The organism is Bdellovibrio sp. (genome assembly GCF_047637665.1).
In the GTDB taxonomy this organism is placed as follows: domain Bacteria; phylum Bdellovibrionota; class Bdellovibrionia; order Bdellovibrionales; family Bdellovibrionaceae; genus Bdellovibrio.
The window spans coordinates 23,864-50,800 of sequence record NZ_JBLJBT010000014.1 but is presented as its reverse complement, the minus strand read 5'-3'; the positions used below and the strand labels follow the sequence as shown (position 1 = coordinate 50,800).

The 26,937-nt window shown below is 47.3% G+C and carries 22 protein-coding genes; 7 read left to right on the top strand and 15 right to left on the bottom strand.

From position 1 onward, the window contains the following. Nucleotides 1-20: 20 nt before the first annotated feature. The gene (gene rpsB, locus ACM64D_RS02965; protein WP_415061702.1) at nt 21-956 is read right to left on the bottom strand and encodes a 30S ribosomal protein S2; all 936 of its coding nucleotides are present in this window, start codon (nt 954-956) and stop codon (nt 21-23) included. 297 nt (nt 957-1,253) lie between these two features. On the opposite strand from rpsB, the gene ACM64D_RS02960 reads away from it, so the two are divergent. Further along, entirely contained in the window at nt 1,254-2,591 is a 1,338-nt protein-coding gene (locus ACM64D_RS02960) for a sensor histidine kinase (RefSeq protein WP_415061701.1), read from the top strand. On the opposite strand, the gene ACM64D_RS02955 is transcribed toward ACM64D_RS02960, so the two are convergent. Genes ACM64D_RS02955 through galU form a run of 5 tightly spaced genes read right to left on the bottom strand, consistent with a single transcriptional unit; the run spans nt 2,592 to nt 8,455 of the window. After that, complete coding sequence (locus tag ACM64D_RS02955) at nt 2,592-3,734, bottom strand: NAD(P)-binding protein (RefSeq protein WP_415061700.1); 1,143 nt, start codon at nt 3,732-3,734, stop codon at nt 2,592-2,594. A 55-nt stretch (nt 3,735-3,789) separates the two neighbouring features. Next, nucleotides 3,790-4,626 carry a CFI-box-CTERM domain-containing protein gene (locus ACM64D_RS02950; RefSeq protein WP_415061699.1) on the bottom strand — a complete coding sequence of 279 codons (837 nt, stop codon included), beginning with the start codon at nt 4,624-4,626 and terminating at the stop codon, nt 3,790-3,792. A 41-nt stretch (nt 4,627-4,667) separates the two neighbouring features. Further along, nucleotides 4,668-6,707 carry a primosomal protein N' gene (priA, locus tag ACM64D_RS02945; protein WP_415061698.1) on the bottom strand — a complete coding sequence of 680 codons (2,040 nt, stop codon included), beginning with the start codon at nt 6,705-6,707 and terminating at the stop codon, nt 4,668-4,670. Beyond that, a complete protein-coding gene (locus ACM64D_RS02940) occupies nt 6,704-7,561 on the bottom strand; it encodes a hypothetical protein (protein ID WP_415061697.1) in 858 nt (285 codons plus the stop codon). Before ACM64D_RS02940 ends, priA begins: the two co-directional genes overlap by 4 nt. Before the next feature lie 9 nt (nt 7,562-7,570). Next, a complete protein-coding gene (gene galU / locus ACM64D_RS02935) occupies nt 7,571-8,455 on the bottom strand; it encodes a UTP--glucose-1-phosphate uridylyltransferase GalU (protein WP_415061696.1) in 885 nt (294 codons plus the stop codon). A 161-nt stretch (nt 8,456-8,616) separates the two neighbouring features. Here galU and ACM64D_RS02930 point away from each other — a divergent pair, with 161 nt between their 5' ends. Next, nucleotides 8,617-9,867 (top strand): hypothetical protein, encoded by a 1,251-nt coding sequence (locus tag ACM64D_RS02930; RefSeq protein WP_415061695.1) that lies wholly within the window; start codon nt 8,617-8,619, stop codon nt 9,865-9,867. Here the strand turns inward: ACM64D_RS02930 and ACM64D_RS02925 are convergent. Then, nucleotides 9,864-10,970 (bottom strand): M23 family metallopeptidase, encoded by a 1,107-nt coding sequence (locus ACM64D_RS02925; protein WP_415061694.1) that lies wholly within the window; start codon nt 10,968-10,970, stop codon nt 9,864-9,866. The two genes, ACM64D_RS02930 and ACM64D_RS02925, sit on opposite strands and share 4 nt — an antisense overlap. Nucleotides 10,971-10,980: 10 nt before the next feature. On the opposite strand from ACM64D_RS02925, the gene ACM64D_RS02920 reads away from it, so the two are divergent. Both ACM64D_RS02920 and ACM64D_RS02915 read left to right on the top strand, forming a co-directional pair. Further along, entirely contained in the window at nt 10,981-11,790 is an 810-nt protein-coding gene (locus tag ACM64D_RS02920; protein WP_415061693.1) for a hypothetical protein, read from the top strand. A gap of 37 nt (nt 11,791-11,827) precedes the next feature. Next, nucleotides 11,828-11,956: a hypothetical protein gene (locus tag ACM64D_RS02915; protein ID WP_284607376.1), complete on the top strand. Its 129-nt coding sequence runs from the start codon at nt 11,828-11,830 to the stop codon at nt 11,954-11,956. Between the two features lie 141 nt (nt 11,957-12,097). On the opposite strand, the gene ACM64D_RS02910 is transcribed toward ACM64D_RS02915, so the two are convergent. The 3 genes from ACM64D_RS02910 to ACM64D_RS02900 all read right to left on the bottom strand — a co-directional run bounded on the left by ACM64D_RS02910 (nt 12,098) and on the right by ACM64D_RS02900 (nt 15,593). Continuing rightward, nucleotides 12,098-13,474: an energy transducer TonB gene (locus ACM64D_RS02910; protein WP_415061692.1), complete on the bottom strand. Its 1,377-nt coding sequence runs from the start codon at nt 13,472-13,474 to the stop codon at nt 12,098-12,100. A gap of 121 nt (nt 13,475-13,595) precedes the next feature. Next, nucleotides 13,596-14,708 carry a beta-N-acetylhexosaminidase gene (nagZ, locus tag ACM64D_RS02905; protein WP_415061691.1) on the bottom strand — a complete coding sequence of 371 codons (1,113 nt, stop codon included), beginning with the start codon at nt 14,706-14,708 and terminating at the stop codon, nt 13,596-13,598. A 3-nt stretch (nt 14,709-14,711) separates the two neighbouring features. Next, the gene (locus ACM64D_RS02900; RefSeq protein ID WP_415061690.1) at nt 14,712-15,593 is read right to left on the bottom strand and encodes a hypothetical protein; all 882 of its coding nucleotides are present in this window, start codon (nt 15,591-15,593) and stop codon (nt 14,712-14,714) included. Between the two features lie 122 nt (nt 15,594-15,715). Here ACM64D_RS02900 and ACM64D_RS02895 point away from each other — a divergent pair, with 122 nt between their 5' ends. The 3 genes from ACM64D_RS02895 (at nt 15,716) to ACM64D_RS02885 (ending at nt 20,446) form a co-directional block, all read left to right on the top strand. Next, nucleotides 15,716-17,902, top strand: a complete 2,187-nt coding sequence (locus ACM64D_RS02895) for a Tad domain-containing protein (RefSeq protein ID WP_415061689.1) — start codon at nt 15,716-15,718, stop codon at nt 17,900-17,902. A gap of 93 nt (nt 17,903-17,995) precedes the next feature. Then, nucleotides 17,996-19,465, top strand: a complete 1,470-nt coding sequence (locus tag ACM64D_RS02890; RefSeq protein WP_415061688.1) for a hypothetical protein — start codon at nt 17,996-17,998, stop codon at nt 19,463-19,465. Between the two features lie 9 nt (nt 19,466-19,474). Beyond that, nucleotides 19,475-20,446 carry a hypothetical protein gene (locus ACM64D_RS02885; protein ID WP_415061687.1) on the top strand — a complete coding sequence of 324 codons (972 nt, stop codon included), beginning with the start codon at nt 19,475-19,477 and terminating at the stop codon, nt 20,444-20,446. Here the strand turns inward: ACM64D_RS02885 and ACM64D_RS02880 are convergent. The 5 genes from ACM64D_RS02880 to ACM64D_RS02860 all read right to left on the bottom strand — a co-directional run bounded on the left by ACM64D_RS02880 (nt 20,435) and on the right by ACM64D_RS02860 (nt 26,935). Next, on the bottom strand, nt 20,435-21,430 hold the full coding sequence (locus ACM64D_RS02880) for a sugar phosphate nucleotidyltransferase (RefSeq protein ID WP_415061686.1): 996 nt from the start codon (nt 21,428-21,430) through the stop codon (nt 20,435-20,437). The two genes, ACM64D_RS02885 and ACM64D_RS02880, sit on opposite strands and share 12 nt — an antisense overlap. After that, a complete protein-coding gene (locus tag ACM64D_RS02875; RefSeq protein ID WP_415061685.1) occupies nt 21,427-22,461 on the bottom strand; it encodes an aminoglycoside phosphotransferase family protein in 1,035 nt (344 codons plus the stop codon). Before ACM64D_RS02875 ends, ACM64D_RS02880 begins: the two co-directional genes overlap by 4 nt. Nucleotides 22,462-22,493: 32 nt before the next feature. Beyond that, the gene (locus tag ACM64D_RS02870; protein ID WP_415061684.1) at nt 22,494-23,360 is read right to left on the bottom strand and encodes a hypothetical protein; all 867 of its coding nucleotides are present in this window, start codon (nt 23,358-23,360) and stop codon (nt 22,494-22,496) included. A 187-nt stretch (nt 23,361-23,547) separates the two neighbouring features. Then, nucleotides 23,548-25,104, bottom strand: a complete 1,557-nt coding sequence (locus ACM64D_RS02865; protein WP_415061683.1) for a sigma-54 interaction domain-containing protein — start codon at nt 25,102-25,104, stop codon at nt 23,548-23,550. A gap of 112 nt (nt 25,105-25,216) precedes the next feature. Then, nucleotides 25,217-26,935 carry an ABC transporter ATP-binding protein gene (locus tag ACM64D_RS02860; RefSeq protein ID WP_415061682.1) on the bottom strand — a complete coding sequence of 573 codons (1,719 nt, stop codon included), beginning with the start codon at nt 26,933-26,935 and terminating at the stop codon, nt 25,217-25,219. Nucleotides 26,936-26,937: the final 2 nt, after the last annotated feature.

The following is a 26,937-nucleotide window of genomic DNA, read 5'->3' as shown; positions in this document are numbered from 1 at the left end:
TTCTTCGTGACGCCTGAAGATTACTCTGCAGACTCGTCGTTTTGGCCTTGCTCAAGCTCAGCCTGGATCTCAACTTCTTCTGCTGTACCAGCAGCAACAAGTTTACGAGCCTTCGTTGCTTTAACAACTGTAGGACCAGCGGCTTTCTTAGGAGCCTCTTTCGCGCCAGCTCTTGGACCGCCACGTTTTTTAGGAGCCTCTTCTTTGCCTTCAGCCTTAGCTTCTTTAGCAACGTCAGATTGCTTATCAGTCATAGTGCGAAGTTTACCTTCCCACTCTTTTGCACCTTCAAGGTATGCATCAGCGATAAGATTTGCGAACAACTTGATAGAGCGGATCGCATCGTCGTTTCCAGGAATTGCGTGCTCAACAGACTCAGGGTCTGAGTTTGTATCAGCAATAGCAACGACAGGGATACCAAGGCGCTTAGCTTCGGCAACCGCGATGTGTTCTTTTGGAAGATCCACAACGAACATTGCAGAAGGCATTTCTTTCATTTCACGGATACCGCTAAGGAAATCAGTCAAACGAAGGTATTCTTTTTCAAGCTTCGCGCGCTCTTTCTTAGTAAGGTAATTGAATTCGCCTTTTTCTTTCATGGTGTCGATTTTGCGAAGACGATCGATAGAAGATTTGATCGTTTCGAAGTTCGTCATCATGCCACCCAACCAACGCTTTGTTACGTAGTATTGGCCACATTTTGCTGCTGCTTCTTGGATAGGTTCGATCGCTTGTTTTTTTGTTCCAACGAAGATCAAACGACCACCGTTAGCTGCGACGTCTTTTACGAAATCAGCGGCTTTGTTAGCGCGTACAACAGTCTTTTGAAGGTCAATGATATGAATGCCTCCGCGAGCTGTGTAAACATAAGGTTTCATTTTTGGGTTCCAACGCTGTGTTTGATGTCCGAAGTGGACGCCAGCGTCTAACATTTCTTTCATGGTCACTTGTGCCATGGCAGTACTTCCTTTCTGGTTAATCCTCCTCTTAGGCAGAGCCAGCTTCTTTTTATCGCCGGAAGACCCCCTTTTTCAGTACTTGGGGGACCAGTTAATGCCTGAGAGTGTGTTATTGTTGGAGTTTGGGGATATCACAGGGTGCCATGGAGCGCAAGCAGTCTTTCGGGAGGTCCAACACTGAGACATGAACATTGCATCTCAAAATGAACATTAAATTTTGTTTAGACGCGGCGAGATGGAGATGCTATAATTTAGAGGTTATCCCAGAAAAACAGAACGTAGACGAGTTGGGACATGAGACATCTAGAAGACGGCAGAAACATTTCGGAGGTCGAAAGAATTTTTCAGATGCAGACTTATGAGATCTGCGTTCGAGTCGATCGAGCATTCGCAATTCTGATGTTAATTCAGTGGGTTGCCTGTGTTCTTCTGGGGGCTCTTTATTCCCCCTCTACCTGGGTCGGGCAGTACGGTGGCGGTTTAGAAAACGCCTTGGCGGGGCTGGTGTTTGGGGCCCTCTTTGCGCTTCCTCCTATCTATTGTACCTGGATTTTCCCGGGGCAAAGAATCACTCGGTTTGTCGTCGCTGTGGCGCAAATGTGCTTTTCAATCCTCCTCATTTTTTTGACGGGGGGACGGACCGAAACCCATTTCCATATCTTTATTTCTTTAGCCGCCTTGGCTTTTTATAAAGATATTTCCACTTTGTGGGTGGCCTCCGTGGTGATCATCATGGATCGCCTGGTTAGAGGTCTTCTGTTGCCTTTGTCCATCTATGGACAAAACCTGAAGATGGAGTGGTGGTGGTTGGAGCTTGCGGGATGGGTGGTGATCGAAGTGTTGATCCTGATCTTGGGGATTCATCGCATTCGTGAAGAACTGTGGCAAATGGCGCATTCGAAATTTCAATTGATGCGAGCTCGTGAGGAGGCCTTGCGCTTTTCATCCCTGAAGTCGAGCTTTCTAAGTAACATGAGCCACGAGATTCGCACACCTTTGAGTAGTATCATCGGGTTCTCCGATATTTTACGTGATACCCCTCTGGACGAGGAGCAGAAGGATTATGTTGGCACCATTTATCGTTGCTCTGAAACTCTTTTGCGCCTTATTAACGATATTCTTGATATTTCAAAAATTGAAAACGGTCTTTTACAAATAGATCGACATCGTTTTGATATCAAAGAACTCCACGAAGATATTCACAAGATGTTTTCTGTTAAATGCCAAGATAAGAATGTGGATCTTGAGCTCAAGTTAGATGAAAAAATATCCACCTATACTTGGGGAGACTCCCACCGGCTTCGTCAGATCCTGATGAATCTGGTGGGGAACGCGGTGAAATTCACTGATAGAGGGAAGATTCGTATCGAGGTAAAGAAAGACGGGGCGGAGGGGCTTTATCGCTGGACTGTCTCGGATACAGGTAAGGGTATTGACTGCGATAATATCAAAAAACTATTCCGCAGTTTTTATCAAGAGGACCCGTCGATTTCGCGAATGTATGGGGGCTCGGGGTTAGGGTTGATGATATCTAAAAATCTTGTAGAGCTAATGGGCGGAGAAATTTCGGTGGAAAGCAAATTGGGAGAAGGAACAACATTTTCCTTCTCCCTTCCTTTAGAGGAGGCTTGATTATAAAGACATTTCAGCAGGAGATTCTTCTTTCATAACGGAAGAGGATTCGTCTGCCTCAATGCGGAAGCCCAGGGAGGCCGTGATCGTCTCGGCCTGCAAAAGAGCTCCTACAAGATTTTTCTGTTCGTTGATTGTCGAGGAAGCAATCCAAAGATTCTCTAGATCGGGAATCGTCATGTTCGCGCTGAGTTTAAGATCTCCATTTCCAGAAATAATTGGTGCCACGAAGATTCTTTCCAGCTTCAATCCGTCCAAAGCTTCAGGGTAGGCGCGTTTGATTTGACGTTTGATTTTCTTCAGCGCCAATCCCACAACCTCACTATCTTCAGTGACCTCTTGTTCAATGAAAGTCATCCATTGAGACGCCTGAAGCATTTGGCCGTCCACTTCGACCGCAGGTAAGAAACGGCCAGCACAAGGACCAATTTCGTCTTGAGTTGTCCCGTTGAGAACGTGCATGGCAGTTGACTCCGTCACCGCTTTGCTGTGGCAAAGATCAAGGCAGAGTGCCGTCCAGTACGTATTTTTAGAAAGCTTAGAGCGTGCACGCACGGAGAGGGCCTCTTCCGGAAGCAAAAGCGCAAGATCTTTCACGGTGCCCGCAAAAATAAAATTATGGGCCTGCAAAGTTTTAGAGCCATTGATTGTCACGTGTGTGACCCGCTCACCCTCTTGATGAAACTTGGTCACATAAGAGCGCGGCATAAAGTCGCCCTGGAATTTTTCAAAAAGCAACTGTGTCCACTCATAAGGTTGAAGAGTCAGATCCAAACGTTTGCTGTTGGTGAAATATGCAAGCTCTTCGTAGAAAGGAGGTGGGTTGTCGCCGAAACCCAAGAAGGTTTTAAAACCACCAGATTCGTAAGTGATGGGAGCCTCTTCCGAAGCATCAGCAATAACTTGGGTGTTCAAAACATTCCCAAGGAAACGCAGGGCTTTTTCTGAAAGAACGGAATCAGGAACAAAACGAATTCCGTTGTTTATTGGGCCGGTGGGGAAGTTGACTTTCTTGTTCACTCCACAGGGAACATCGGCCGCTTCGATAAGGGCGATGTTTTTTGTTTCGCGGCTAAGTGCCGCTGCGATGCTAAGACCAGTTAAACCGCTTCCAATAATTGCATAATCATAGATATGAGCCATGCAAATACCTTCCCTCAAAAGGGACAAACTTTGCAAGCCTCAAAGAGACGAAAACTTAGCTAACGCATTTAATCAAAAGGCGGAGAAAGGCTCTGGCGGCGGGCTTGAGCCATGCTTGCTTATCGAGTAGGCATGCGATGGAAGGTGAGGTTTTATAGTAGAAAGCAATGAACTTGCGCCCCCAGCGTGAATTGCGCAGGGTAAAATCGCGAAACTCACGCAAGGTGAAAACCTCTGAAGACTGAGGGTCTTCAAAGGCAGCCGTCGCAATAAAACAGCGGGGTCGCTCTTTGTCGGAGAGTTTTAAAAACTGCTTAACGATGTGAGGGTGGCGGGCCGTTTTTTGAAAAGATTCGGCCTTGCGAACGATGTCGGGATAAATGGGAGTATATTGTATAAACACAGCCAACTGTTTTGCTGCATTCATCATGCGATCTGAATACTTTTCGTGGGTATCATAGATGCGCATGAGATCCCAGTACACGGAGGCGACAACGGTCAACTCTGTGGTGCGCGCACTGTCTTTAAAAGCTTCGGGCTTGAGGCGTTCGCCTTTTTTGATCTCAAAAACAATATCTAAAATTTTAAGATATTTTTCGTAAGAGACCGCCGCTTCAGAATAAAGTTTTTGAGTCATGCAGAGGCGTGCTTTTTTAATCAGTGTCACGCGACTCTTCCACAGCTGCAGACGATGCTGTTCTTTGGCTCGTTCCTGAGCCATAAGGATTCCACCACTGCTTGTCGCCAAGGTTCGGCGTAAATCAGAAATACAGCCCGCACACACCTGAGGTGGTAAATTGGCTTCCCCTGCGGCCTGGAGTTTTGCAATAAGTTCCGGCGCTACAGGATGAAGCTCAGTGACTTGTATTCCGCATCGGGGGCATTGAATCATTTCTGAGTTCCTTAAACTCCCATTTTAGGAAAGTGTGGCGATTAAAGCAAACTCATTGGATCAATATCGATTAATATTTTAATTCCAGAAGGCACCCACTCTTGGTCGCCCAGTAACTGTCTTGAAAAGGGATTGGCGGCCGAAGCCTGAGCCGTTTTTATCAAGAGGTGATAGCGAAATTGACCTCGTAGCTTGGAAAGGGGGGCCTCTGCAGGTCCTAAAATCTCAATAGACTCATATTGAGGAAACTGTGCTTTCAAAGCCTGCGCCCGTCTCGCTAAAAGTCGGGCCGTCTCATCGACCTTTCCAAGATGAGTTCCTTGAATACGAAAGCTCACTAAACGTCCAACCGGAGGGTAGTTAAGTTGCCCCCGAATATTGAGTTCGTGTTGGGCAAATCCTTCGAAGTCATGGTTGCGCGCAAAGGTGATGCTGTCGTGTTCGGCGTTATAGGTTTGAATAATAACCAGTCCCGGGCTTTCGCCTTCTTTGACGTGACGACCGCTGCGACCACTCATCTGCGTGATCAACTGAAAGCTTCTTTCGGTGGCGCGAAAATCGGGAAGGTTAAATCCCACGTCAGCAAGGACTAATCCTACCAATTTGAGCTTCGGAAAATCCAAGCCTTTGGCGATCATCTGAGTGCCCACCAAAATATCGATGTCACCACTTTCCATATTGGCAATCAGATCCTCAAGATCTGCACGACTTTGAATTTCATCACGATCGGCGCGGGCAATTTTTTTGTCGGGGAAAAGCCGAGTGAGATCTGTTTCGACAAGCTCGGTGCCAAGTCCGATCGCTTGCAATTCGCCCTCTTTGCAATCTGGGCAGCGTGATTTGAAGTTTTCGTGATAATCGCAATAGTGACAGATCAAGTGCGAGTGAGCATGTAACGTCAGAGAAATATCACAGTTAGGACACTCGCGCGTATGACCGCAAGCCGGGCATACCACCATCTGTGCGACACCGCGACGGTTGAGAAACAAGGCCGCCTGATCACCCTTCTCTAAAACCTCCTTCATGCGCTCATAGAGAGCAGGACTTAACCAAAAAGGAAGATGGGAATATTTTTCGATGATTTTCTTTTGTTCTTCGTCGTCGGCTTTTTGCTTGCGCAGGTCGATGACCTCGATTTCTGGCAGGGAGCGATTGGCCACGCGACGACGAAGGGTGTGGAGGTGATATTTGCCTTCTTGGGCATTTCGCCAAGATTCCAGACTGGGCGTTGCAGAGCCCAGAACCACGGGGCAATTCATCATCTTCCCCATCATCACGGCGGCGTCACGACCATTGTACTTTAATTTTTCATCCTGCTTAAAGCTGGGCTCGTGCTCTTCGTCCACGATGATAAGTCCCAAATCTTGGATCGGACAAAATAGAGCTGAGCGAGCACCAATAAGGATCGACTTTCTTCCTTCAACAACATCCCACCACTGATTGGTTCTTTCCCGATCGGTTAATTGCGAGTGAAGGGCGGCGATTTTATCTCCAAAACGACGCGCAAAACGTTGAATAAGTTGCGGAGTCAAAGAAATCTCAGGAACAAGAACCAGTCCTCGTTTGCCTTCTTTAAGAACCTGATCAAGCAGACGAAGGTAAACCTCTGTCTTTCCAGAGCCCGTCACGCCGAACACAAGGTGAGTCGAAAAGCTAGAGTATTGAGCGATGCTTTCAAAGCAGGTCTGCTGTTCGTCGGTCAAATGAAGAGCGGAGTCGCTTTCAAGCTGAGGAATGACCGGGGGTCGTTTAGACTGTCTTTGTTTGTCCGTCTTGCGCAAAGGAGGAAAGGCAGATTGGACCACTTGCCCCACGGGATGAATATAATATTGAGCCAACCACTCCAGCCACTTCATAAAGGGCTCGGGAAGTGCAGAGTACTCCTCATCAATGGAATCAATGCTTTTGACTTCAAAATCAGGAACGGTGGTCGCTGGTCCCAATACGAGGCCCTTGACCTTCCGGCGCCCCAGCGGAACGTTCACAAGCTGACCGCGCTGTAAGGGGCCTGAATAGCTGTAGGTTAAGGCCTCTGGAAGAGGCGCATCGACTGCGACTCTCCACAGCTGGTCAGAACTCATCGAAACCTCGTGTAGAACTCCGTGATAACATCTTTGGCCGGAAGAGCATTAATGCCGTCCCACTTAAGATTGCTGTCTAAAGAAGACGGCTGGAAAAGACTAACAGCTGTTTGAGGTCGGGCTGAGGCGCTGATCAAACGAATGGTGACGCTGTTATTTCCCCAACGAATGGTGCGGGCCCGAGGATAAAACAGACCTCGCGCGAATTGGTTGTAGTTATTGGCGCTCATTTCGACTTGGCTAGGAAGACGTAGTTTGCGAATTACAAACTGATCTTGCTCAATCCAGATGCCTGGAGAGTTTTGCTCTTGATCGACAGGGGTGGCGACACCCAGAGCATAGTTAACGACACCGCCAGTGCGCGAGTAACGCACCCAAGGTTCGGGCTCATGCTTGAAATCCGCCCCTGTTTTTCCAATAGGTTTTTTTTGAAAAGCAGACGCGGGAATCATCTTTAACTGAGCCAGAGTGCTGGCAAAAATTTCGGGATTACGAAAGTTCAGATATTTTTCGAGAAAATCTTCAGGAACCTTTTCGCTCTTTTTGTTGTTGTTAATCAAGCTCCACTTTTGTCCGCCGTTATAAAGAAACTGAAGCTTGAAGCTATTTGCCAGATCTTTTCCCCCGGTGACCGTGAGGCGCATCGTCCGATCGCTATCGATAAGCCAAGTTTCTTTGACAGAAAGGGTTTCCTCACCATTAGAAAACTGCACTTCTTGTTCAATAGCATAAATGCCGCTGCCTGCATTTTCAGAGGTTTTTTGCAAAATAGTGCGCGTCGGAAGAATATAGGCCATCGTGAGGGCCGGAGTAAAAGCCAGTGCTGTAATGAGGGAAAAAAGGATCTTTTTCAAGGTGGCTCCTTATTTCAGGCGTTGCGCTAATTGCAAAATATAGTTTTTCAATTCAGAGCCCAGAGTCGGATTCTGCAAAGCCAATTCAATATTGGCCTGGAGGTATCCCAGCTTGTCCCCGGCATCGTACCTTTCTGCAGTAAAGGTCATGGCATTCAACCCTTTGGACTGGCAAAGAACTTTCATGCTATCTGTGAGTTGGATTTCTCCGTTCAGAGTAGGTCTGGCAGACTGAAGAATGTCCATGATGCTGTTGTCAAAGACATATCGACCCGGAAGAGCCCAGCGACTTTTTGTTTCTGTGGGTTTGGGCTTTTCCATCAAGGATGTGACTTTAAAAAAGCCACGAGATGTTTCCTCGACCTCAGCGATTCCATATTTGGAAACGTCTTTGTCTTCCACCTTCATAACCGAGATCGTTGAGGTTCCTGTTTCTTCAAAAGACTGAACCAGTTGAGAGGTCACGTTGGGTTCGCCATGAAATCCCATGGTGATCTCGTCTCCTAAAAGAACCGCAAAAGGCTCCTTCCCAATAATCGGCAAGCCGCAAAGAACAGCATGACCCAACCCCAAAGCTTGTTTTTGACGGATGCTAATGATGTTGGCCTTTTCGCGAATGCGAGTGACTCGCTCAAGAAGATTTTCTTTGCCGTCTTTAAGAAGTTTGTCCTCAAGCTCGTAGGAGGTGTCGAAGAAATCTTCGATAGCGTGTTTACCGCGGCCTGCGATAAGCACAATGTCCTCAATGCCCGCTTGAACGGCTTCTTCCACGACGTAAAGAATGATGGGGGCGTCAACAATAGTTAGCATTTCCTTAGGAACCGTCTTTGTGGCGGGCAAAAAACGCGTACCTAGACCTGCGGCGGGGATGATGGCTTTTTTAACTTTCAACATGCCTTATAAATCTCAGACGTTTCACTCTAAGACAAGAGTTAACGATGTCCGCTATGGAAAGATCCAGGGAGCCCCTTGGCTGTTTCAAGATGAGAAGGTTTTTGGTTTTTTGTAAATCTGCCGAAAAGTACTGTGATATTCTTGTTTTTGGGGAGTATTCCATGAAAGTACGTTTGAACAAAACGACGTGGCGGGCGGTCAGCGGTATAGCTGCCTCTTTCTTGCTTGTTGTGTCGTTTCAAAACTGCGGTAAAGCAGGCTTCGATGCCGACCTGGATAGCAATCTTGAGTCGAGTTCATCAGACGCGGCCCTCAGTGCAAAATACGGCGAGTCAACAGCCGCCAAGGTTCAAGCTATTCCTTTTGCATTTGACGCCACTTTCGACACGATCACTTATAACTCTTGTGCTGAGTCTCAGCTTCGCACCAGCAACGCCTTTTTCTCTGTTAAAGCCGGCGCGTATACGACGGGTGGAGTTAAGATTAGAGATGAATTCTATGCCTATGCAGATCAGAATTTTAAACCGATTTATCCAGAGCCGACGTTGACCGAGAACCAATACAAGCAATACCTGGCCGACTCTCCAGTCAACAACGGCGCCGTTCCGTCTATGGCTGTGCGTGTGAAGAACAGCTTGACGGATGTTTACACCACGAACAAATCAGTCACCCTGTGGAGCGACGTTGTGCCGATGGTGGGGACACTGACGGATTCTTTGGTGATGGACTCTTTTGCGCAAAAGGGAATTACTGCGAACTACTTCCCGTTTTCTCCTGAACAAAGAGTGCTGGAGGCGGGAATTAACTTTAACTCCAGTGAAGAGCTGGCGGAAGAGTTCCGTAATATCTTTATGAACTCCGGGGTCTTGTCGCTGACCTACATGGCGAGCAATACTGAAATTTATAAATTGCGAGCAGCCAGCGATGCTTATCCGGTAAAGACGGCTTATGGGAAGGCGTACAACTTAACTTTCTCTCCCTATGCCGTTTCAGGAGGAGCATCCAATAACCCGAATCACATTTTGTCGCAGATCAACGAGACGGATTTGTCTTCTCCGGGCGTGGGTTCGAAGTTTTGGAATTGCAGCCGACGTTTTTCAGTTATTCGCACTCAAGATGCGGCAGCTTATTGTCCCAGCCACACTTACGATCAATTGAAAGATCCCTACATCCGCGCTGAGCTGGAAATTGCTCGCCGTCATCTGCGTGCTGATCAATGGGATATCAATGTCACCAATCGCTGCGCGGTCCCCAAGGGGGGAGTTTCTTGTTATAAAGAAGAAGCCGTCGGTGGAGCACCCGTGGTTGAGTACGACTTGACGAAAGAATGCTTCCGCTCAAATGGAAGCTATGCCGGAGCAGTTCCCAGCAGCAAGTGTTTGCACTTCATCACGGTCTGCACTCGCGATTAATTGCTGGCCACTCGTTCTTCGAGGAACGCCTGCATTTGATGAGGATAAGCTTTAATATATTTCACAGGGTCGACCATTCGGCCCTTTTTCTTTACCGCAAAATGAAGATGAGCTCTGGTGCAGTAGCCGGTGCAACCCACTTCGCCTATTTTTTCACCCGCAGAAACCCTTAAGCCCTGGCGAATTCTTTTGTCGATGCGGTGAAGATGATTGTAGGACGTCTCCATTCCGTTAGAGTGAAGGAGAACAATATAGTTTCCCGCCGCTCGGTTGTTTCCATAGCGAACCACGATCCCCTTGCGAGGGGCAAAGACCGGGTCGCCGACCGGAAGTTCAAAGTCGATTCCTAAGTGCGGCTGCAGGCGTTTTGTGATGGGATGAAGGCGATTGGGCTTAAAGCGGCTGGCCACCTTGATGTACTCCACCGGAGCATAAAAAGGTTTTTCATCGGAAAGATCTTGAGCGGAAAAAAAGACCCCGCCGTCCTTGTAGCGAACAAATCTTTTTTGAACTGGAGTGCCGTCGACCTCAAGGGAAGTCTGCAAAACTTCTCCGTATTTTACAAACTGTCCCGCCTCATATTTCTTTTCGACGGTGAACCAAAAGCGAGCGCCCCGGGCGACATCGCGGGAACTGGCCATATCAAAAACATAGGCGTCCATGAAGCGAGTGGCGACCCAGTTGCTGTTGATTTTCGCCAGTACACTTCCTAAGAGGGAACCGTAGACTCTGCCTTCGACTCGGGTCAGAGAGATTTTATAGTTTGGTTTATAGGCCTGCGCTTGAACGGAGGGTCCTTTTTTTAGAATGCGAAAGGCATCCGAGGTCTGCGAGTCGAACATGCGAAGTTCAATTTCTCCGGAGGCGCGGCGTACAAGGTACCTTGTATCCAGAGTCAGAAAAAGCGTGCGCAGCCCCTTGTCGGCGGCAAGCACTTGTTCGCGTTCTTTTTCTGAAAAACCATGTTGGCGTAAAATAGAAAGAAGGTTGTCGCCAAGACGAACAGGTTTTGCGGTAAAAGTGTTGGCGCTAGCTAGGGCCGGTTGATAGGATGTGAGTGCTAAAAAGAACGCACTCACAATACTTGCGAGGTGAAAAGTCATGCCCCATCCTTTGAGCGTAGTTAAACTTCCTGTTTTTCTTTTTGTTTATCTTATCGTGAACATAGCCTCGGCCCAAGTTTATAATTCTTCGATCTCGGCTGCGACAGGCGGAACTGGACGTGCGGCGGTGGAGGCGGGTGACGCTTCATTTTTAAATCCCAGTGCCTTGGTTCATCTTAGAGGTCATTATCTATTTTCTTCGTTTGCCAAAGACGAATTTGCTGTCACGTTGAGCGATAACAGTGAAGAGAGTTTTCTGCCTGCGTCCTTAGGTTACTTAAACAAAAAAACCGAGGTAACCCAAGGTCAGCTTGAACAAAGTGATATCACCTTGTCGCTGGCGGAGTTTGTCGTAGATAAGCTGGCCTTCGGAATGACGGGACACTATTTTGAACAAAAGCTTCCCCAAGCATCCTATCGGCAAATTAACGCAGATTTGGGGCTCCTATACACTCCTCAGCCGCATATTGGGTGGGCTTTGGTGGTTTATAATGCTTTTGGCGAAAAGGACGATGTTCCCGAGAATCTTCGCCTCAAAACCTCTGTCGGCGGAGGTTTTAATTATATCTATCAAAACACGGTTCGCTTTCGCCTGGATGCCACCTCGGAATCCCTTTATATGGGGGGGCTGGAGACTTATATAAATAAATTTATGATTACTCGATTGGGCTACCAGAACGATACGGACCATAAAAGGGAGCTTATAACCGCTGGTCTGGGCTTTAAAGGCCCCAGATTCGCTTTAAACTATGCTTATCAGGGAAATCCGCAAATCTCAGGAGATTACCGCCATTCGGTTGACTTGGAGATTCCGTTTTGATAATTAACTCGTTCCGTTAAGAACTCGGAGGATTAAAATGGCTTCTAAAACAAAACGTACTGAATACATTCGTGAGAAGAAAAAATCGACTAGCGGCAAAAAGCGTAAAGCGGCTGTTCGCACAAAAGGCACTACAAAATCTGCAAAAGTGCTTTTCAAAGACTAATTTTTCTTTGATTTTAGATATTTAGGAAAGCCTTTGAGGGGTCCTCAAGGGCTTTTTGTTTTGGGCTTGTACCCAAAACCCCTGCGGGGCTGACGCAAAAAAACGCCTTCCTGGCTTTTTTTTGTTCTGAGATTCTGCCTATTAACGGCGACTGAGGGCTCTTCTGAGCAATCCACCATCTTCTTGGACTCCACCTTTAAGGTCCCAGCGGAAAGGAAGTTCAACCCATCCTTCTTGTCCTGGGTAGAAGCGCCACTTTTTGAGGGCGGCCAATGTCTTTGCATCGAGATTACGGAAACCTGTCGACTTCATCATGCGGAACTTGGTGGGGTAACCCTCTTTACTGATGTAAGCGACGAACGCAATTTCTCCCTGGTCACCACGACGGCGCTCTTCACGATCGTATTGAGGCCGGGGATTGCCGGGCATTTGGCGAAGTTGATCTAAACTGCGCACACCCTGAGGCATCCCTGCGATTTGGTTTCCAGGTCCCTGAGAGCCCGAATTGCCGGCGCCGTCACCTTGTTTCGTACCAAAACCATTTCCTTGGCCACCCAGTCCGCCGCGTTTATTGGCGGCCTCACGGGCAGCGGCGTCTCGAGCTGCAGCAGCATAGGCAGCGGCTTTTTCAGACGCGAGGGCAGAAGCAATGGCCTTGGCATTTTTTTGGCGAAGAGAGTTTTGCAAAGAAGCCAAACGATCTGCTTCCTCTTTGTTCGCCTCATCCAAAGCGCTCAAGTTTTCATCTTGCTCAGATTCAAGAGCAGCGGCCATGGCTTGCATGGAGTGTTTTTCATTCTCAAGCTTAGTTTTTTGAGATTGATCGATATTTTCGAAGTCGTCGTTAAAGTCCTCATTCAGATGAGACGCCACAGCTACTTTGGATAACTCGCCTTGGTCTAACTCTGGAGCCTCAATGTCGTCGATCGTCATAGGGACGGCCTTAAAGGTTGTCTTTGGGGCCACACTGCGAGCGGCCACGGGGACCGTTTTTGCCGGTGACTTGCCTGCTGATTTAACGGCCTTGGCAGGCAATGATTTTGCGGCTTGTGCTTTTGCAGAGGCTTTGGGTTTTGCGACAACGATATCGCCAGGGCTTCCCGCATCCTCCAGCTTTTCCACAAGCGGAGTGTCTTTAGCAATGGGAGTTCCGCCTTGTGTGGGGGGAACAGGTTTGCCTTGAGGAGCCATTCGTGGTGCCGGAACGTCTTCAATTTCAATTGTAATAGTCTCAGTCTTTGCCTGCTCCACAAGAGGAACGGTCATCACGGCAACCATCAAAATGGCGGCGGCATGGGCCGCTGCGGAGAGAGTGATGAAGCGTGAGGTTTTGCTTTGTTCGGGTTCACGGTGAGCTAGCAGCCAAGTATCAAAATCAATGGCGTTGGAGCCCTCTTCGTGGGACGTGGCATTTTGCTTGGGAGTTTCTGCCGCAAAATCGGCGTGAGCCATTTTAAAGTCGAACAGGCTCAACTGATCTTCCTTATTTGACTTGTCGCTATCGAGGTTAAAACCCATAAAAACTCCTGTGCTATCAGAAGACGCATTATCAATTCCTGGGCCACACGAGAAGGGTCCTTATTGGAGATGAGAAATGGGTTTGGGTATTTATTTCAGAGGTGTTCGGGCCTTTGGCAGCCTATTCTGGCAGAAGGCCCTCGGGGATTTGTCCATTGGCGATGGCTGAGGCGACTTTGAGATGATCGGGATGGCCCACGATATTCACCACTTCCGACAGGGGCAAAGGATCTGGATGAGGTATTTTGATTTTTTTAAAATCAAGAATACGGCGATGACTGTTCTCAAGATCTTCTTTGGCAAGGCTTCCTTGGGCCAGGGCCCCTAAGACAGATTCAATGGCCTGCGGAGGAACCTCCGGGTCGTTGCAATAAAGAAGTAAATCGACTCCGGCCTTTAGAGCGCGTACAGGAACCTCATCAATGCCATAGTGTTTGGTCATAGCTTTCATTCCAAGATCATCTGTCACAATCAGACCACGATAGCGGCACTCATCGCGAATGATTTGTTTGACGAAAATCTCTGAAAGAGTGACAGGCCATTCGGGGTCAATTTTTGGAAACTTAATATGGGAGGTCATCACCATATCAACGCGTGACTTGAAGGTTCTTTTGAAGGGAATCAGCTCGCAAGATTCCAGGCGAGCCATGTCGACATTTTCAACGGGAAGATCCTCGTGACTATCAATTAAAGTATTTCCGTGGCCGGGGAAGTGTTTTGCGCAAGTGATCACTTCCGCTTTGATATATCCTCGCACCAAAGCTGAAGCGTGTTTTGCAACCATCTCGGGATCTGAGCTGATCGAGCGATCGCCGATCACGGTGTTGGCGGTATTTGTGAACACGTCTACGCAAGGGGCGAAGTCTAAATTGATTCCAACAGCCTTGAGTTCTTGCCCCATACGATTTGCGAAATGGAAGGAAACTGTGGGGGCATCAAGATCGCCAAGTTTTCTGAGTGGCGGCCAAATGGTGAAGGGAGCCTTCAAGCGATGCACCCGACCACCCTCCATATCAATGCCGATAAAAAGAGGGGCTTTGTCAGCTTGCTTGTGGCGAAGAGATTGAATTTCTGCGCAGAGATCGCGGACTTGTTTTGGATCTGCGACATTGCGCCCGAAAAGACAAACCCCACCGATATTGTTTTCAACAATAAATTTTTTTTCGTCGGGGGTGAGGGCGTGTCCTGAAATACCAATAAAAAAGTGCTGACCAACAATGTGCCGCATGCTCATGGCTTAGTTTCCTTTACTCTCTGCTTTTTCCGGTTGAGCTTTGATGATGATACCCTGTCCTGGCGGAACTCCCATTTGTTTTGAGGGAGATGGTGCTTGAGACTCGCGCTCTTTTAGTTTCTGGGCGCGACTGGCCACGTTTGCCTGTCCAGTGGGAACAGAGCCAAACAAGGTTTTAAGTATATTTGCGCTATATGACTGTCCCGTCGTCGCATCAGTCGGGTTGGCGACAAGTTCGGTGGTGATACCTTGGCCCATGGCATTGGTGCCCAGGATCTCGCCTCGGTCATTAACATAACTTAAGAACTTGATGTCCTTAAAGGTGTTGAGAATTTTAAAACTTTTAAAACCATTGAACATTTCTTCTTTACCGACAAGAGCTTGTCCCTTGTAGATCGCGGCATCTTCTTCGGCGATGGCTTGGTATTCATAGTTTGTCTCAGAACGAAGACCTTCTTTACTTTTTAGCATGAGATAAACCAGAAATGTCGAAAGGAACGTCCCCTTCGGGATCTTTTTTTCGATGCGCTGAACTTTGCCGCCGGATTTAACAACCGCGCTTAAGCTGCCGCCCTTAAATTTGGCGTCAATGGTTTTACTCTCTTTGCCCGCCAAGGCGGTGTATTCATAGGAAATGGGAGCCAATTCGGAATCGGCGGTGGCTTTGAGGCTTTCGGTGACTTCCCCGGCACCTTTTCCGGTTTTTAAAAGATAGGTCGATATAAACTGTTTCTTTTTGTTGTCGAATTCATAGCGACTGACCACGTATCCAATATGCTGATCGCCCGAAAGAATCTTCGAGTAGCCCTCAAATAGAATGTCGGCGTGAGCCCCCAAGGGAGCGAGAGTCAGAAGGCTCAGAATGAGGAGTAATTTTTGGACCATCGTCGAGTTCCCTCCATAGAACTATGTCCAAAAGTCTGTCATCTCACTATAGAACAAGTCAAAGTTTTCGAGGTCGAGTTGTTGCTTCGAGGGAAAGACTACGAGAGAATGTTTAAACACAGATGTTCAATAAACGAAGCACATTTATTCAGAATCTTAACAACCGCAAAGGGCAAGTCGCTCTTTTTGTTGCTTTGATATTTCAAATCTTGTTTTTGTTTTTTGCGATGATTATCAACGTCGGCCTCTTGGTGCATCACAAGGTGAATCTACAAAACTCTGTGGATTTAGCTGCCTATTACGGAGCGATGAGGCAGGCGGAAAACATGAATGCCATTGCTCACGTCAATTATCAGATTCGTCAAAGCTGGAAGCTTTTGGCGTGGCGCTATCGCATGTTGGGGAGCGCGGGGGAGTGGACTCGGCATCCTTATGATAAGATGACAAGGAGGCTTCGTTCGGAGCCCATACCTGACGCATACTCCGGCAGTGATGCCGTTCTAAACGACTATTTAGAAGCACCCTCCTTTTGCATTACCTATGTCCCCTTTAGTCCGATGCCAAAAGGGGAAAACACATGTAGAGATATGGCGACGCGAAGTGGGATCAAACTATTCCAAGCTCCGAAATTTATGGCTGCCCATCAAGCTTTTTCCGGAAGTATTCGTGCTGCGACCTTGGCGATGCAGACAGATGCAATGAATAGATGTAAAATATTTGGGTCATTTAACTATTTGATGCTGGGAAAGTTTGTTGTTGCGTTTAATATTGATCAAGCTGAGCGCATGGAACTGATTGCCTCTTTATCTCGTGCCACAAGCCTTGCCAAGGACAACTTTTATGACCTCGACGGTCAGGAAGCTAAGGTGGGAATTGAAAATACTTTTGTGAATAACTTAACTTCTGCTAACCGAAGTTCAGTGATTAAGGATAAATTTAAAGTTTTCAATTCGCTGGGAGCGGACGGATGCAACTCGACGATGGCTGGCCCGGGACAGCCTGCAACATGGCTAAAACCTATTCGTATCTATCCGGGCTTCAATTACATAGATACAACATGCAACAACACTCTTGTGCAGCCTGTTCAGAAGGAGTTTACGGCTCAGAATCTGCCCGAACATAGGGAGTTTAGTCCTGATCTAAACTCAGCTATCAATGTATTAAAGGACTACGTTGGTTGGCGTGAGAATTTAAACGATAACTATAATTTTTCAATAGGCGTGGAAAAGAACCCTTGGTGTATGGCTTACGTTGGCGTTTCTGCCGAAACTGCGCCTAAAATACCTTTCTCTCCCTTTGGTCAAATTCGACTGAAGGCGCGAGCTTTTTATAAGCCATTCGGGGGGAGAATGGGACCTTGGTATATGAGTAAGTGGGCGCCTGGCGCAGAGTTTTCAAGCGGAGGAGAGAAGGTAGATCCGCTTTTGCCGCCTCGTATGACAGACCTTGCGTCTTTGGGAACAATGAATGACCCTTCGAACCAAAGATACAGAGCTGCGAATTTTAGCCGATTTGTTGGCGATAATGTTGGTCTTCAGAGTTATAGGGCTTTGGGGTATTATGGTAGAGCGATTTATGAGCTGTCGCCTCAGTGGCAAAGTTCACAGATAAAGTCAGAACGAGAACTTGCTGATGGATATAGCTATGATTCATCCCCAAACTTCGCGCATTGGGATCACTTGCCATTTGAGTTTACTAAATCTGGCAGCGATATCTTGGCTTGGGATTCTAAAGAGAATGCGCCTTCAAGAATGCGCGATCTTGAGCTGACGGCCGTTCTTCCTGACGCCTTTGATATTGCTTACTATTCCATTGAACCTGACTTCTATCACAACTATTACTTGAAAATGAAAAATGGCTATTTGAGTCCAAGTGGCCCTGCGAAGTTTGGTAAAGAGTTCCGCCCAGATATTGGCTATCATAAAGGATATGAACCGCTCGAGAAGTTTAGTATTAGGAATCAGTTCGAGGTTTTAAAACAGACGGGTCTTAATATTCCTTATAAAGATCAGTTGACCTATATGCTCACAGATTGGAAGAGTGCTTTAACCTCGTGGGCTCCTAAAAATCTCACGGATTATTCGTTGGATACAAATCGTTTTGGAAAATGTCAGGTTGAGCCTAAAGGATCTGATGCCAACAGCCCAACGCCACCGACCTCTGGAAACTGTGTTGTGGGTGGTTCTACTGGATACTCAGTGAAAATGGTTTCTTCGCAATATCTTCGATCGTCAGAGCTGTTTCTGGGGGGTGATGGTGGTGGCTCCGGCCCTCTTCGCAATCCGCCTCCTGCGGACGATGAATTCTAATATATTTCCCTCTCGCTGTTTCATATTGAGATGTCTAATAAATTCTCAAGATTAGCAGACCTTTGTCCGAAAAGAGATAGGTAGGGGAATCTTATGAAAAGAATGAACTTATTGGTTTCATTTTTATATGCCGTCATTATGTTTGTGACCATAGATACCGCTTTGGCACAGGAAGCCGCTGGTGATGCGACTCAGGCAGCCGCGCCAACTCAAGGAGCTGGCGGTGGGGCGGCTCTCGGGGCTGAAGAAAGTCAGGTTAAGAATTACCCTGAATCACCAACAACAGTTGAGAGTTCTTCAAAGAGCCTTGCGGCGGTACCGCCTGAGGCAGCGCCGCAAGCAGTTGTTAAAATTCCTGGCCTAGAGCAGATTCAGAGCGGTGCGACTCTTTTTGCAAAATATCACGCGGCCTGCTCCAAAGCTCAGCCTGCGGCAGCTTTTGTTTGTCGTGAAGATACAAGTCCTAAGTTGGCAGATACTATTGCGACAGTGAATATGGGTGTTTCCGCTTTGTCCTCTATTTCTGTCAATGACAGTTGTAGTGGATTTGCAAAGGTCATGGATCTTGCGAAGATGGGGATGACAGCATATACGACAATATGCACCTCTGCCCGTGCAGCCTGTGAGGCATCGTGCTCAAGTTCGAAGCAGGGCCTTGAACAGCTAAAAAAAGGATTGGAAATGGCTAAGGGAACTACTTGTACCCCCAATCCCGGAGTTACCTACGATCCTTGTCCAGGATATATTCAAGTTGTGAATCATCTAGTTACGGAAATGGGTGGCGTTGTACAAAAGGAAGGCGCAAACCCCGAAGACAAAATGTCTATTGCCGGAAAAAATAAGCTTTGTACTTATGAGTATACAAAGATGCTGGCCTCTGCCTTGAGTGGTATCGCCTCCCTGGTGAACTCCATGAAGCAAGGTCAGAATTGCGACGAAAAATCTAATGGTACCGGCACGACGACTGCCAGCACCGCCGACAAATGTAAAGACCCAGCTAACGCGACATTGCCAGAGTGTATCTGTCAAGCCAACCCACGAACTCCGGGTTGCTCCAACAGCTATCAAAAAGTAGGAGAAAATTCCGCGAGCTCAATTGGCACCGGACTTACGGACAAATCAAATCTTGGAGCCAGCAGAGATCTTTCAAGCATCAATCTTGGCGGTAGTGAGATGGGCCAAGGTTCGCGCTCTGAAAATTCTGATAGCGGTGGAATGGCCGGAGCCCCTGTGGGGAGCGGCAGCGCCGGTCTTGGTGGTGGCGGTAATCTGGGTTCCGGTAGTGGTGGCAACCGAGGTGAAGCTGCGAAAAAAGGTTTGGATGCAAATATTCTTGGTGGCGCTGGCGGCGGCGGAGGCGGCGGTGGAAGCTGGGGTTCTGGTGGCAGCAGTGCTGGCTCGCAGTACCGCTCGTACCTTCCTGGCGGAGACAAAGATCCTAATAAGGGTCTGGCGGGTCAGCAGGCTTGGAAGAATGAAGTGACCGGCCAAGGTGGAAAATCAAATTGGGATAAGATCAGAGAGCGTTACCGCGACAACAAGAATACGCTTCTTAATAACTAGGGGAACCGCATGACGAGACATCTTATTAAAACATTTTGTGTACTAAGCTTGAGTCTTGCGCCCATGGCGAGTTTTGCTGCGGATACCTCCAAAGGTGTTGAGACTCGAGGAACAAGTAGCAATACGGGTCCTTCAGTGAAAGACAACGCGGATAAATCAAAGGGTTCAAACTCTTCGGGGCAAGCGATGTCGTTCTTGCAGGGTGCGATGCATATTGGAATTGGCACAATGCTGCTTTCAAGTGCCTGCGCTCCTCCTACAGTGACATATGGGTGTATAATGGGTCCGATTCAAATCGGTATGGGACTTCTTTCTTTAGCGCAAGGTAAAGAGCACGGAAGTTCTGCGAGTGGCGCGGGCGTCACCGGCTTTCAGACGGATGGCTTGGGTTACACTCCTGGAAATGTAGACCCTTATGACCTCAATGATCCCAATAACCCACTGAATAAAGATCCTCAGTTTAAAGCCGTCACAAGCAATCTTAAAAAGCTTGAAAGCAGTGGAATCTATAATCCAAAAAATGGAACAATCAAAACTCCAGATGGAAAGACATATAAAGTGTCTGACTTCGCGTCGACGGGCGCAATGTCTGCGGCAGGGCTTCCTCAAGGTGCAATCGATAGCGCAATGGACTATGCCAAAAAACTTTCAAAGAAGGCTGAAGAGAAAGCGATTAAGCTGGGTGCTCTAACCACGGCGAGTGGCTTTGATGAAGGCGGTGGCAGTGGTGGCTCTGGCATGGGCTCGGGTCCTTCTTCTGAGGACGGCAGCTCTTCGTCACTGGCTTCGGCAGGCTCTGGTTTAGGCAAGGTCGGCCTTGATCGTGATCCATCCAGTCTTGCGGGAATGCAGAAAAACTATAACGGCGAACCGATTGGGGTCGCTGCCGACAGTATCTTCTTGATGATGACCCGACGATATAAAGTCAAAGAAAGCCAAGAATCCTTCTTTACGGATGCGGAGTTGGCTTTACAGAAATAGACAATCAGAGGCTTCGGTGTTTGCGGGAACAGCAGCTCCCGAGGCCACAATCACATTTTTTAGACGACAGTCCTTGCCAACGGAAGATCCCTTGCCAGCGACAAAGACTCCCTCCTTAGTGGTGGAGCTTTCGATCTTTGCACTCTCGGAAGTCATTAAATACGATGACTCTGTCTTCTGAAATTTTATGGGCTCAGAAGAGAAATCATTCAGAGTCTGAAGCAGCACCTTCTTTTGAAAAGAGTCAGCCTCTGCAGTCAGATAGGTCAGGCATTGTTTTGTGGCGGCAATAAAGTCCTTTGGATTCCCAGTTTCAAACCAAGTACATTCAAAAGGGAAGGCTTGAACCAGCTCTCCTTTTTGAATCCCAATGGTCAACGCATCATAGAGGATGTTAGAAGGGCCGGAAGGGGTGATGTAATTGTAGACTCTTTCCGAGAGAATGAGCACGCCAATAAAGTGCCAACCTTTGTGACTTCCTGGGAATGCCGTTTTACCAAATCCCAAAACTTTTTGATTTGAATCAGCCCAGACGCCGCCAAACTCTGTTCCCACGCCGGGATGATCCATCACCATTAAAGTGGCCAAGGCTTGGGATTTACGATGTTGTTCAAGAGCCCTGTTTAAAGCAGAAGGATCTTTGGGGAGTATGACTTCGTCAGCGTTCATCATCACGAAGTCACCACCGCCGAGAAAATGTTCGCGCGCTTTGCCGATACCGCCACCGCTTCCTAAAATTTCTCCGACTTCATCTGAAAAATGCAGACTCTCACACTTCACCGGAAGACTGTGGAAAAGTTCGTGGATTTTCTGAGGAAGGTGAAACGTGTTTACCACCAACTTACTGATTTCGATCCCGCGTAAAAAACCCAGCGAGTGTGCCGCCAGGGGAATTGTCAAAAATGGAATCGCCGGCTTGGGAAGAGTCAGCGTATAGGGGCGAAGGCGGGTGCCTTCACCAGCGGCGAGAAGCATCACGTTCATAGTGTTTCGTACTTTCTTTCTAAAGCACCAGAATCAATCAAAACGTCGGCAAAAACTTTATACTCAGGGAATTCATTAATAGCCTTGAGGACACGGCGAAGGGTTCCAGAGAGATATTTCAGATAACGACGGTCCTGGCGAAGATGATAGAAGCTGGCAAAACTTCCGCAGGCCTTAAAGCAGCGCTGAATGGATTGCAGTTCATAGATGTGATCGAAATGGTCTCTTGAGAAATCTTTGGGAAGATATTCTTTGGATCTTTCAAGATAGTAGTCGATCAAATTTTTGGCCATCACATCGGTCATATCCACATAGGAATCTCTCATCAGGCTTACCAAATCATATTGGATCGGACCAAGGCGAGCATCTTGGAAATCGATGACGCTCATCTGATCCAGCTTGATCATGAGATTGCGTGAGTGATAGTCGCGATGAGCAATTCTTTTTGGCTCTTGATCCAAGCGAGAGCAGATATCCAAGAAAATGTCAGAGATTTCTTTTTCTAAAGTCGGGCTGAATGGAAACTTCAGAACTCCAGAAAGAAGATTGTCCTTTCCATAGTTCATTTCCCATAAAAACTTTTCCGTGTCGAACTTGATTTTAAAAGCCGTGCAGTCGGATTTGTTCAAAGTTGCTGGGTGATGAATTTTTACGATCTCGTCGATCGCCATTTGATAGAAGTCGAAGGCCGCATCTTGATTCTGGCTTTCCCAGAATTTTCTTTCTAGCGTCAGATCGCCAAGATCCTCAAGAAGCACCAAACCTTCTTCCGGGGACATGGCGATGACCTGAGGAACATGAACGCCATTTTTTGCGAAATGATTTAGGACACTCAAAAAGGGGTAGTTGTCAGGTTGAAAAGGCTCCCATCTCATCAATACCCAGGATTGATGATCCAAAACGACGCGATAATAGCGACGGTTGGAGGCATCTCCCGCCAAAGAAAAAACTTTGTAAGAGTTTGAATTAAGGGAACGGGTTAAAAAAGGTATTAGATATTCATCATGAGTGACCATAAGAAAAATTCTCACAGACACTCATGTTATTTTCAAGAAATAAACTTTTAGGCGTCGAGAGGAGTATCTTTCATAAAAAATAACTCCAGGACTTCTTTTAGCCCCTGAGTCGTCAAAGGTGCGCGATCGACCTCAAAGCAGTTCACAGAGAGTTCGTCCACCAGATTCGAGGCCAAAGAACTTTTGCCAAGTTCGGCCAGATTTGCCAATGAACTAGTGATAATCAGAGGCTCTTCTGAAGAGCGTTCTTCTGCAATGTAGTCCATTAAAAGCTCTTGTTCTGCGGGATTCAAGTTCTCCACATTTTCCACGAAGATGGTCATGGCGCCCATTTTAGCAATATCCTGAGAGGAGTGAAGTTGCCCTTTGATATCTTTAAAAGGGACAAAAGCCCAACGACTGGTCAGCTCATGAAGCTGCAGAGCTACTTTTTTGTTGGTGTTCTCAGATTTTCCTTCAAGGTGAATAAGATGAGAAATGAGCTCGCTGGCAGGACCTTCGTTGAGGTCTCCCGAGGAGTCATTTAGGATCTCATCAAGAGAGGGCAGAGTTTCTTCTCCAAATAGACGGACGTTATCTAAATCAAGCTGCGCTTTATTGAGCTCAACAAGATTGGCTTCTTTTTGATCGAGATACCATTTATACATTGCGGGCTCTAAGGCCATGCGCACGAGCTGAGCAACTCCCTGACGTTTCTCTTCGTTGAGATCGTCCGCAGAGGGCACGACGGCGGTTCCTAAAATGGAACCGTTCACGCGGATTGGAATGTGAAGGTCACGCCCCCGCGTGAACACTTCCTCAGAGCCAAGCTCTGTGAGATCCATCAATTGACGAATCTGTAAACCCTTCCCATAGCGGCTGTTAAGAATTTGCTTCAATCGATTCACGAATGAGCTGTCCAATGTTGTCTGCATAACCACGTACCCCTTACACAAGGAACCTCTATTACAAGACTGATGCCAGGGGCTGGGGCGTTTGAAATAGACGCCTTATTTTAGGTAGTTAGGCCTATTTTAAAAAAGAAAGAGGGCTTTGTGGAATCCTCACAAAGCCCTCTAAGTTTCGATCATTTAGGTAATTTCTTTAGGGTCAGTGCCGTTTTTAGCGAGCCAATTTTCTCTTATCAAGGCCGTACTTTTCAACCTTCATGATAAGACCTGCGCGGCTGATGCCGAGCTCTTTGGCAAGCTTGGACTTGTTCCAACCTGTGCGACGAAGACCCTCGCGGATCATTTCGCGCTCAAGATCTTCCAAGGCGTCTTTCAGCTTACCTTGCAAACGGGAGCCCTGAACTTTGTTCTTTTCGCCAGCTTCTAAAACTTTTGGAGAAAGAAGTTCCGCCATAAGCTTCGTTTCATCGCCAGAAAGAACACAAAGTCTTTCGATTTCATTTTGCAGCTCACGCACGTTACCGGGCCATGGATAGTCGTAAAGCTTTTCCAAAGCGCGCTTCGTGATCTGACGTTTTGGCCCACCTTGTTGATCGTGGATCTTATTCAAGAAGAAATCCACAAGGAATGGGATGTCTTCTTTTCTTTCACGAAGAGGTGGCACACGAATATTGATGACATTCAGGCGGTAGTACAAGTCTTCCCGGAAGGTACCTTGTTCAACCATCTCTTTCAGATTGCGGTTTGTCGCCGCCACGATACGAACGTCTACTTTTCTTGATTCCGTTGCACCCACGGGCATGAAGGTTCCTTCTTGCAGAACACGCAGAAGCTTCACTTGCATTTGTGGGGACGTATCCCCGATCTCATCGAGGAAGAAAGTTCCTTTGTCGGCCATTTCAAAAAGACCTTTTTTGTCTTTGAGAGCGCCGGTGAACGATCCCTTCACGTGACCGAAAAGTTCTGATTCCAAAAGGTTGTCATTGAATGCAGAACAGTTCTGGATCACAAAAGGTTTGTCTTTACGGTGTGAGTTGTAGTGAATTGATTTTGCGATCAACTCTTTACCTGTACCGTTTTCCCCTTGGACAAGAACTGTCGAGTCAGCGCCTTTGATTTTATCCAGAAGGGCGTACAAAGACTGCATGGGCTTAGATTTGCCGATCATGTTGTCGTACTTAAAGCGATTGCCAAGTTCTTTGTTGAGCTCTTTGATGCGGTCTTCACGAGACGTGATTTCCAGATGAAGGGTCACGATCTCTTGAGCCACAAGTTCGCACAACTCTGTAAAATGTGTGCGCTCTTGGTCGTCCAAGAATTTCAGTTTGCCCAAACATTTTTCAATCACTTCTCCAGACATGCCGAAAGCGGCAAGACGCTCACGGATCTCACTCATGCGTGCCGTGAAGTTGGCTTCGCGGAAAAATCCCATAGCCACAACAGTTCCGACGCAGTCGTTGTCAATCATGATTGGAAAGATTCCAACATCAAAACCGACGATGTCCCACTTGCGCAGGCTGTAGCGATTTTGAGAGGTGCGAAGATCATCCAAAGATTTCGTAACGAGCTCAGCGATGCTCGCTTGGCCTGCTTCTTTTTTTACAAGAGCATTGATGGCTGGGTTGTTGAAGGTGACTTTATCAGAGTCATATCCTCTCAGGGCTCCGCGCTCGTCTGTAAATACAACGTCAATGTTCCACCACGCGCTGAGAATATGTTTGAGCTTGTTGATAACATGTATATGTTCAAACTCATCCCAATTAATCATAAATAAGTCCTTTCGGTGACGTAAAAGTGTCGATACTTTTATCGTCAAGAAAGTAGACGAACTTTAGGAGAGTGTCTAAAAACCAAGCAAACCTAGACCAAGGACCTGTAAACTAGGTGTGCTGAAGGCTGTGGAAGCGGAAGTATTCACCCTGTTGGTTTAATAGATTCGAGTGAGTCCCAATTTCAGCAATCTCGCCGTTTTTAAGAACAACGATCTTGTCTGCTTTTTGGATGGTCGACAATCTGTGGGCAATAACCAAAGCGGTGCGGCCTTCCATCAGATGATCCAAACCCTTTTGGACTTCAATTTCACTGGCCGTATCTAACGCACTGGTGGCTTCGTCCAGAATGAGGACGGGGGCATCTTTAAACATCGCTCGGGCAATGCTAATGCGCTGTTTTTCCCCGCCGGAAAGAAGGTTCCCGCGGTCTCCGACACGGCTTTCGTATCCTTGAGGCATTCTCAAAATGAAATCGTGAGCGTTAGCCAATTTTGCCATTGCCATGATATCAGCGCGATGGCGCGAATAGTCCCCCGCCCAAATATTTTTTTCGATGGTGTCACTGAAGAGGAAAACATCTTGAGTGACCAGGGCAATGTTCCGACGCAGCTCCTTGAGATTGATGTCTAGAATATTAACATCATCAATAAGAATTTCCCCGGAGGTGGCATCAAAGAAACGCTCCAGAAGGTTGACGATCGTGGATTTTCCACTGCCACTGGCGCCAACCAGGGCCACGACTTCCCCGCGGCGAATTTCAAGGTTGATATTTTTAAGAATAAGATCTTTTCCATAGGAAAAGCTGACATTCTTATAGGTGATTTTTTTCCAGTCTTTGGGAAAAGGTTTGTTGATCGGACTCTCGGGAACTTCAGAAGGATCTTCGATGATCGCAAAAATTCGTTGTACGGAAATAGTGACTTCTTGGATGCGGACGTAAGCCTCTTGAAAACGTTTGATGGGCTGATTGATCATTAAAAGGGAGGTGATAAATCCAATGAAGGTACCGGGTGTCGAGCGTCCTGCCGCCACCTCATAACTCGTATACAGCAAAACTCCTAGAACGATGACTGTTGCAATAAATTCAGTTGCTGGTCCGGCGGCCTCTTGGCGCTTATAAACTGTCTTACGAATATCGAGGTATTTATCAGAATCTTTGATAAGGCGATCGGCCATATCATTTTCTAGATTGAAGGATTGGATCACGCGAACTCCATCAAGACTTTCCTTGATGGTCGAAGTCATGTACTCCATGGCGTCGCGCTCTCGAGGGATGTACTTGCGCATGCTTCGTGAGATGGACTTCAGAATGCCGCCCACGATCGGGACCATTAAAAGAGTCGCCAGGGTCAGTTTCCAATCGATATAAAAAAGATTTCCCAATAGAAGTAAAAATAGAAGAGGATGTAAGAAGATATCAGCCACAACACGCAAACCATCTTGAATGGTTCTGATGTCGTTGAGAATACGGCTGATCAAGCCGCCCGATCCCGCTGCGTAGTTGTTGTGAAAGCTTAAGTTTAGACGCATAAACTTCTGCTGAAGCTTTTGGCGAATGCTTTGTACAACACACTCTGCGATATAGTTCATGAGATAGATGTGATAGTAGCGACCCAGAGCCGTGACCAAGGCCAGACCCAGCATGATAGGGACAAGTCTTAAGATTTCTTGGTGGTTAGAAGCCGAAAGGGCGTCAAAAAGAGATTTTGTCAGTAAAGCGACGCGAGCCGAGGCTAAGGCATAAGCAACCCCCGTGATGGCGATAATGATGATCGTCTTTTTATGGGGCTTGAGTTCTGCAACGAGCTTTTTAATTTCAACTAACATTC

Coding starts and splice junctions, on each gene's coding strand:
- ACM64D_RS02860 (WP_415061682.1), bottom strand. CDS start 26,935: ATGTTAGTTGAAATTAAAAAGCTCGTTGCAGAACTCAAGCCCCATAAA.
- ACM64D_RS02890 (WP_415061688.1), top strand. CDS start 17,996: ATGAAAAGAATGAACTTATTGGTTTCATTTTTATATGCCGTCATTATG.
- ACM64D_RS02915 (WP_284607376.1), top strand. CDS start 11,828: ATGGCTTCTAAAACAAAACGTACTGAATACATTCGTGAGAAGAAAAAA.
- ACM64D_RS02960 (WP_415061701.1), top strand. CDS start 1,254: ATGAGACATCTAGAAGACGGCAGAAACATTTCGGAGGTCGAAAGAATT.
- ACM64D_RS02900 (WP_415061690.1), bottom strand. CDS start 15,593: ATGGTCCAAAAATTACTCCTCATTCTGAGCCTTCTGACTCTCGCTCCC.
- rpsB (WP_415061702.1), bottom strand. CDS start 956: ATGGCACAAGTGACCATGAAAGAAATGTTAGACGCTGGCGTCCACTTC.
- galU (WP_415061696.1), bottom strand. CDS start 8,455: ATGTTGAAAGTTAAAAAAGCCATCATCCCCGCCGCAGGTCTAGGTACG.
- ACM64D_RS02930 (WP_415061695.1), top strand. CDS start 8,617: ATGAAAGTACGTTTGAACAAAACGACGTGGCGGGCGGTCAGCGGTATA.
- ACM64D_RS02870 (WP_415061684.1), bottom strand. CDS start 23,360: ATGCAGACAACATTGGACAGCTCATTCGTGAATCGATTGAAGCAAATT.
- priA (WP_415061698.1), bottom strand. CDS start 6,707: ATGAGTTCTGACCAGCTGTGGAGAGTCGCAGTCGATGCGCCTCTTCCA.
- ACM64D_RS02955 (WP_415061700.1), bottom strand. CDS start 3,734: ATGGCTCATATCTATGATTATGCAATTATTGGAAGCGGTTTAACTGGT.
- ACM64D_RS02895 (WP_415061689.1), top strand. CDS start 15,716: ATGTTCAATAAACGAAGCACATTTATTCAGAATCTTAACAACCGCAAA.
- ACM64D_RS02885 (WP_415061687.1), top strand. CDS start 19,475: ATGACGAGACATCTTATTAAAACATTTTGTGTACTAAGCTTGAGTCTT.
- ACM64D_RS02865 (WP_415061683.1), bottom strand. CDS start 25,104: ATGATTAATTGGGATGAGTTTGAACATATACATGTTATCAACAAGCTC.
- ACM64D_RS02950 (WP_415061699.1), bottom strand. CDS start 4,626: ATGATTCAATGCCCCCGATGCGGAATACAAGTCACTGAGCTTCATCCT.
- ACM64D_RS02910 (WP_415061692.1), bottom strand. CDS start 13,474: ATGGGTTTTAACCTCGATAGCGACAAGTCAAATAAGGAAGATCAGTTG.
- nagZ (WP_415061691.1), bottom strand. CDS start 14,708: ATGAGCATGCGGCACATTGTTGGTCAGCACTTTTTTATTGGTATTTCA.
- ACM64D_RS02880 (WP_415061686.1), bottom strand. CDS start 21,430: ATGAACGTGATGCTTCTCGCCGCTGGTGAAGGCACCCGCCTTCGCCCC.
- ACM64D_RS02925 (WP_415061694.1), bottom strand. CDS start 10,970: ATGACTTTTCACCTCGCAAGTATTGTGAGTGCGTTCTTTTTAGCACTC.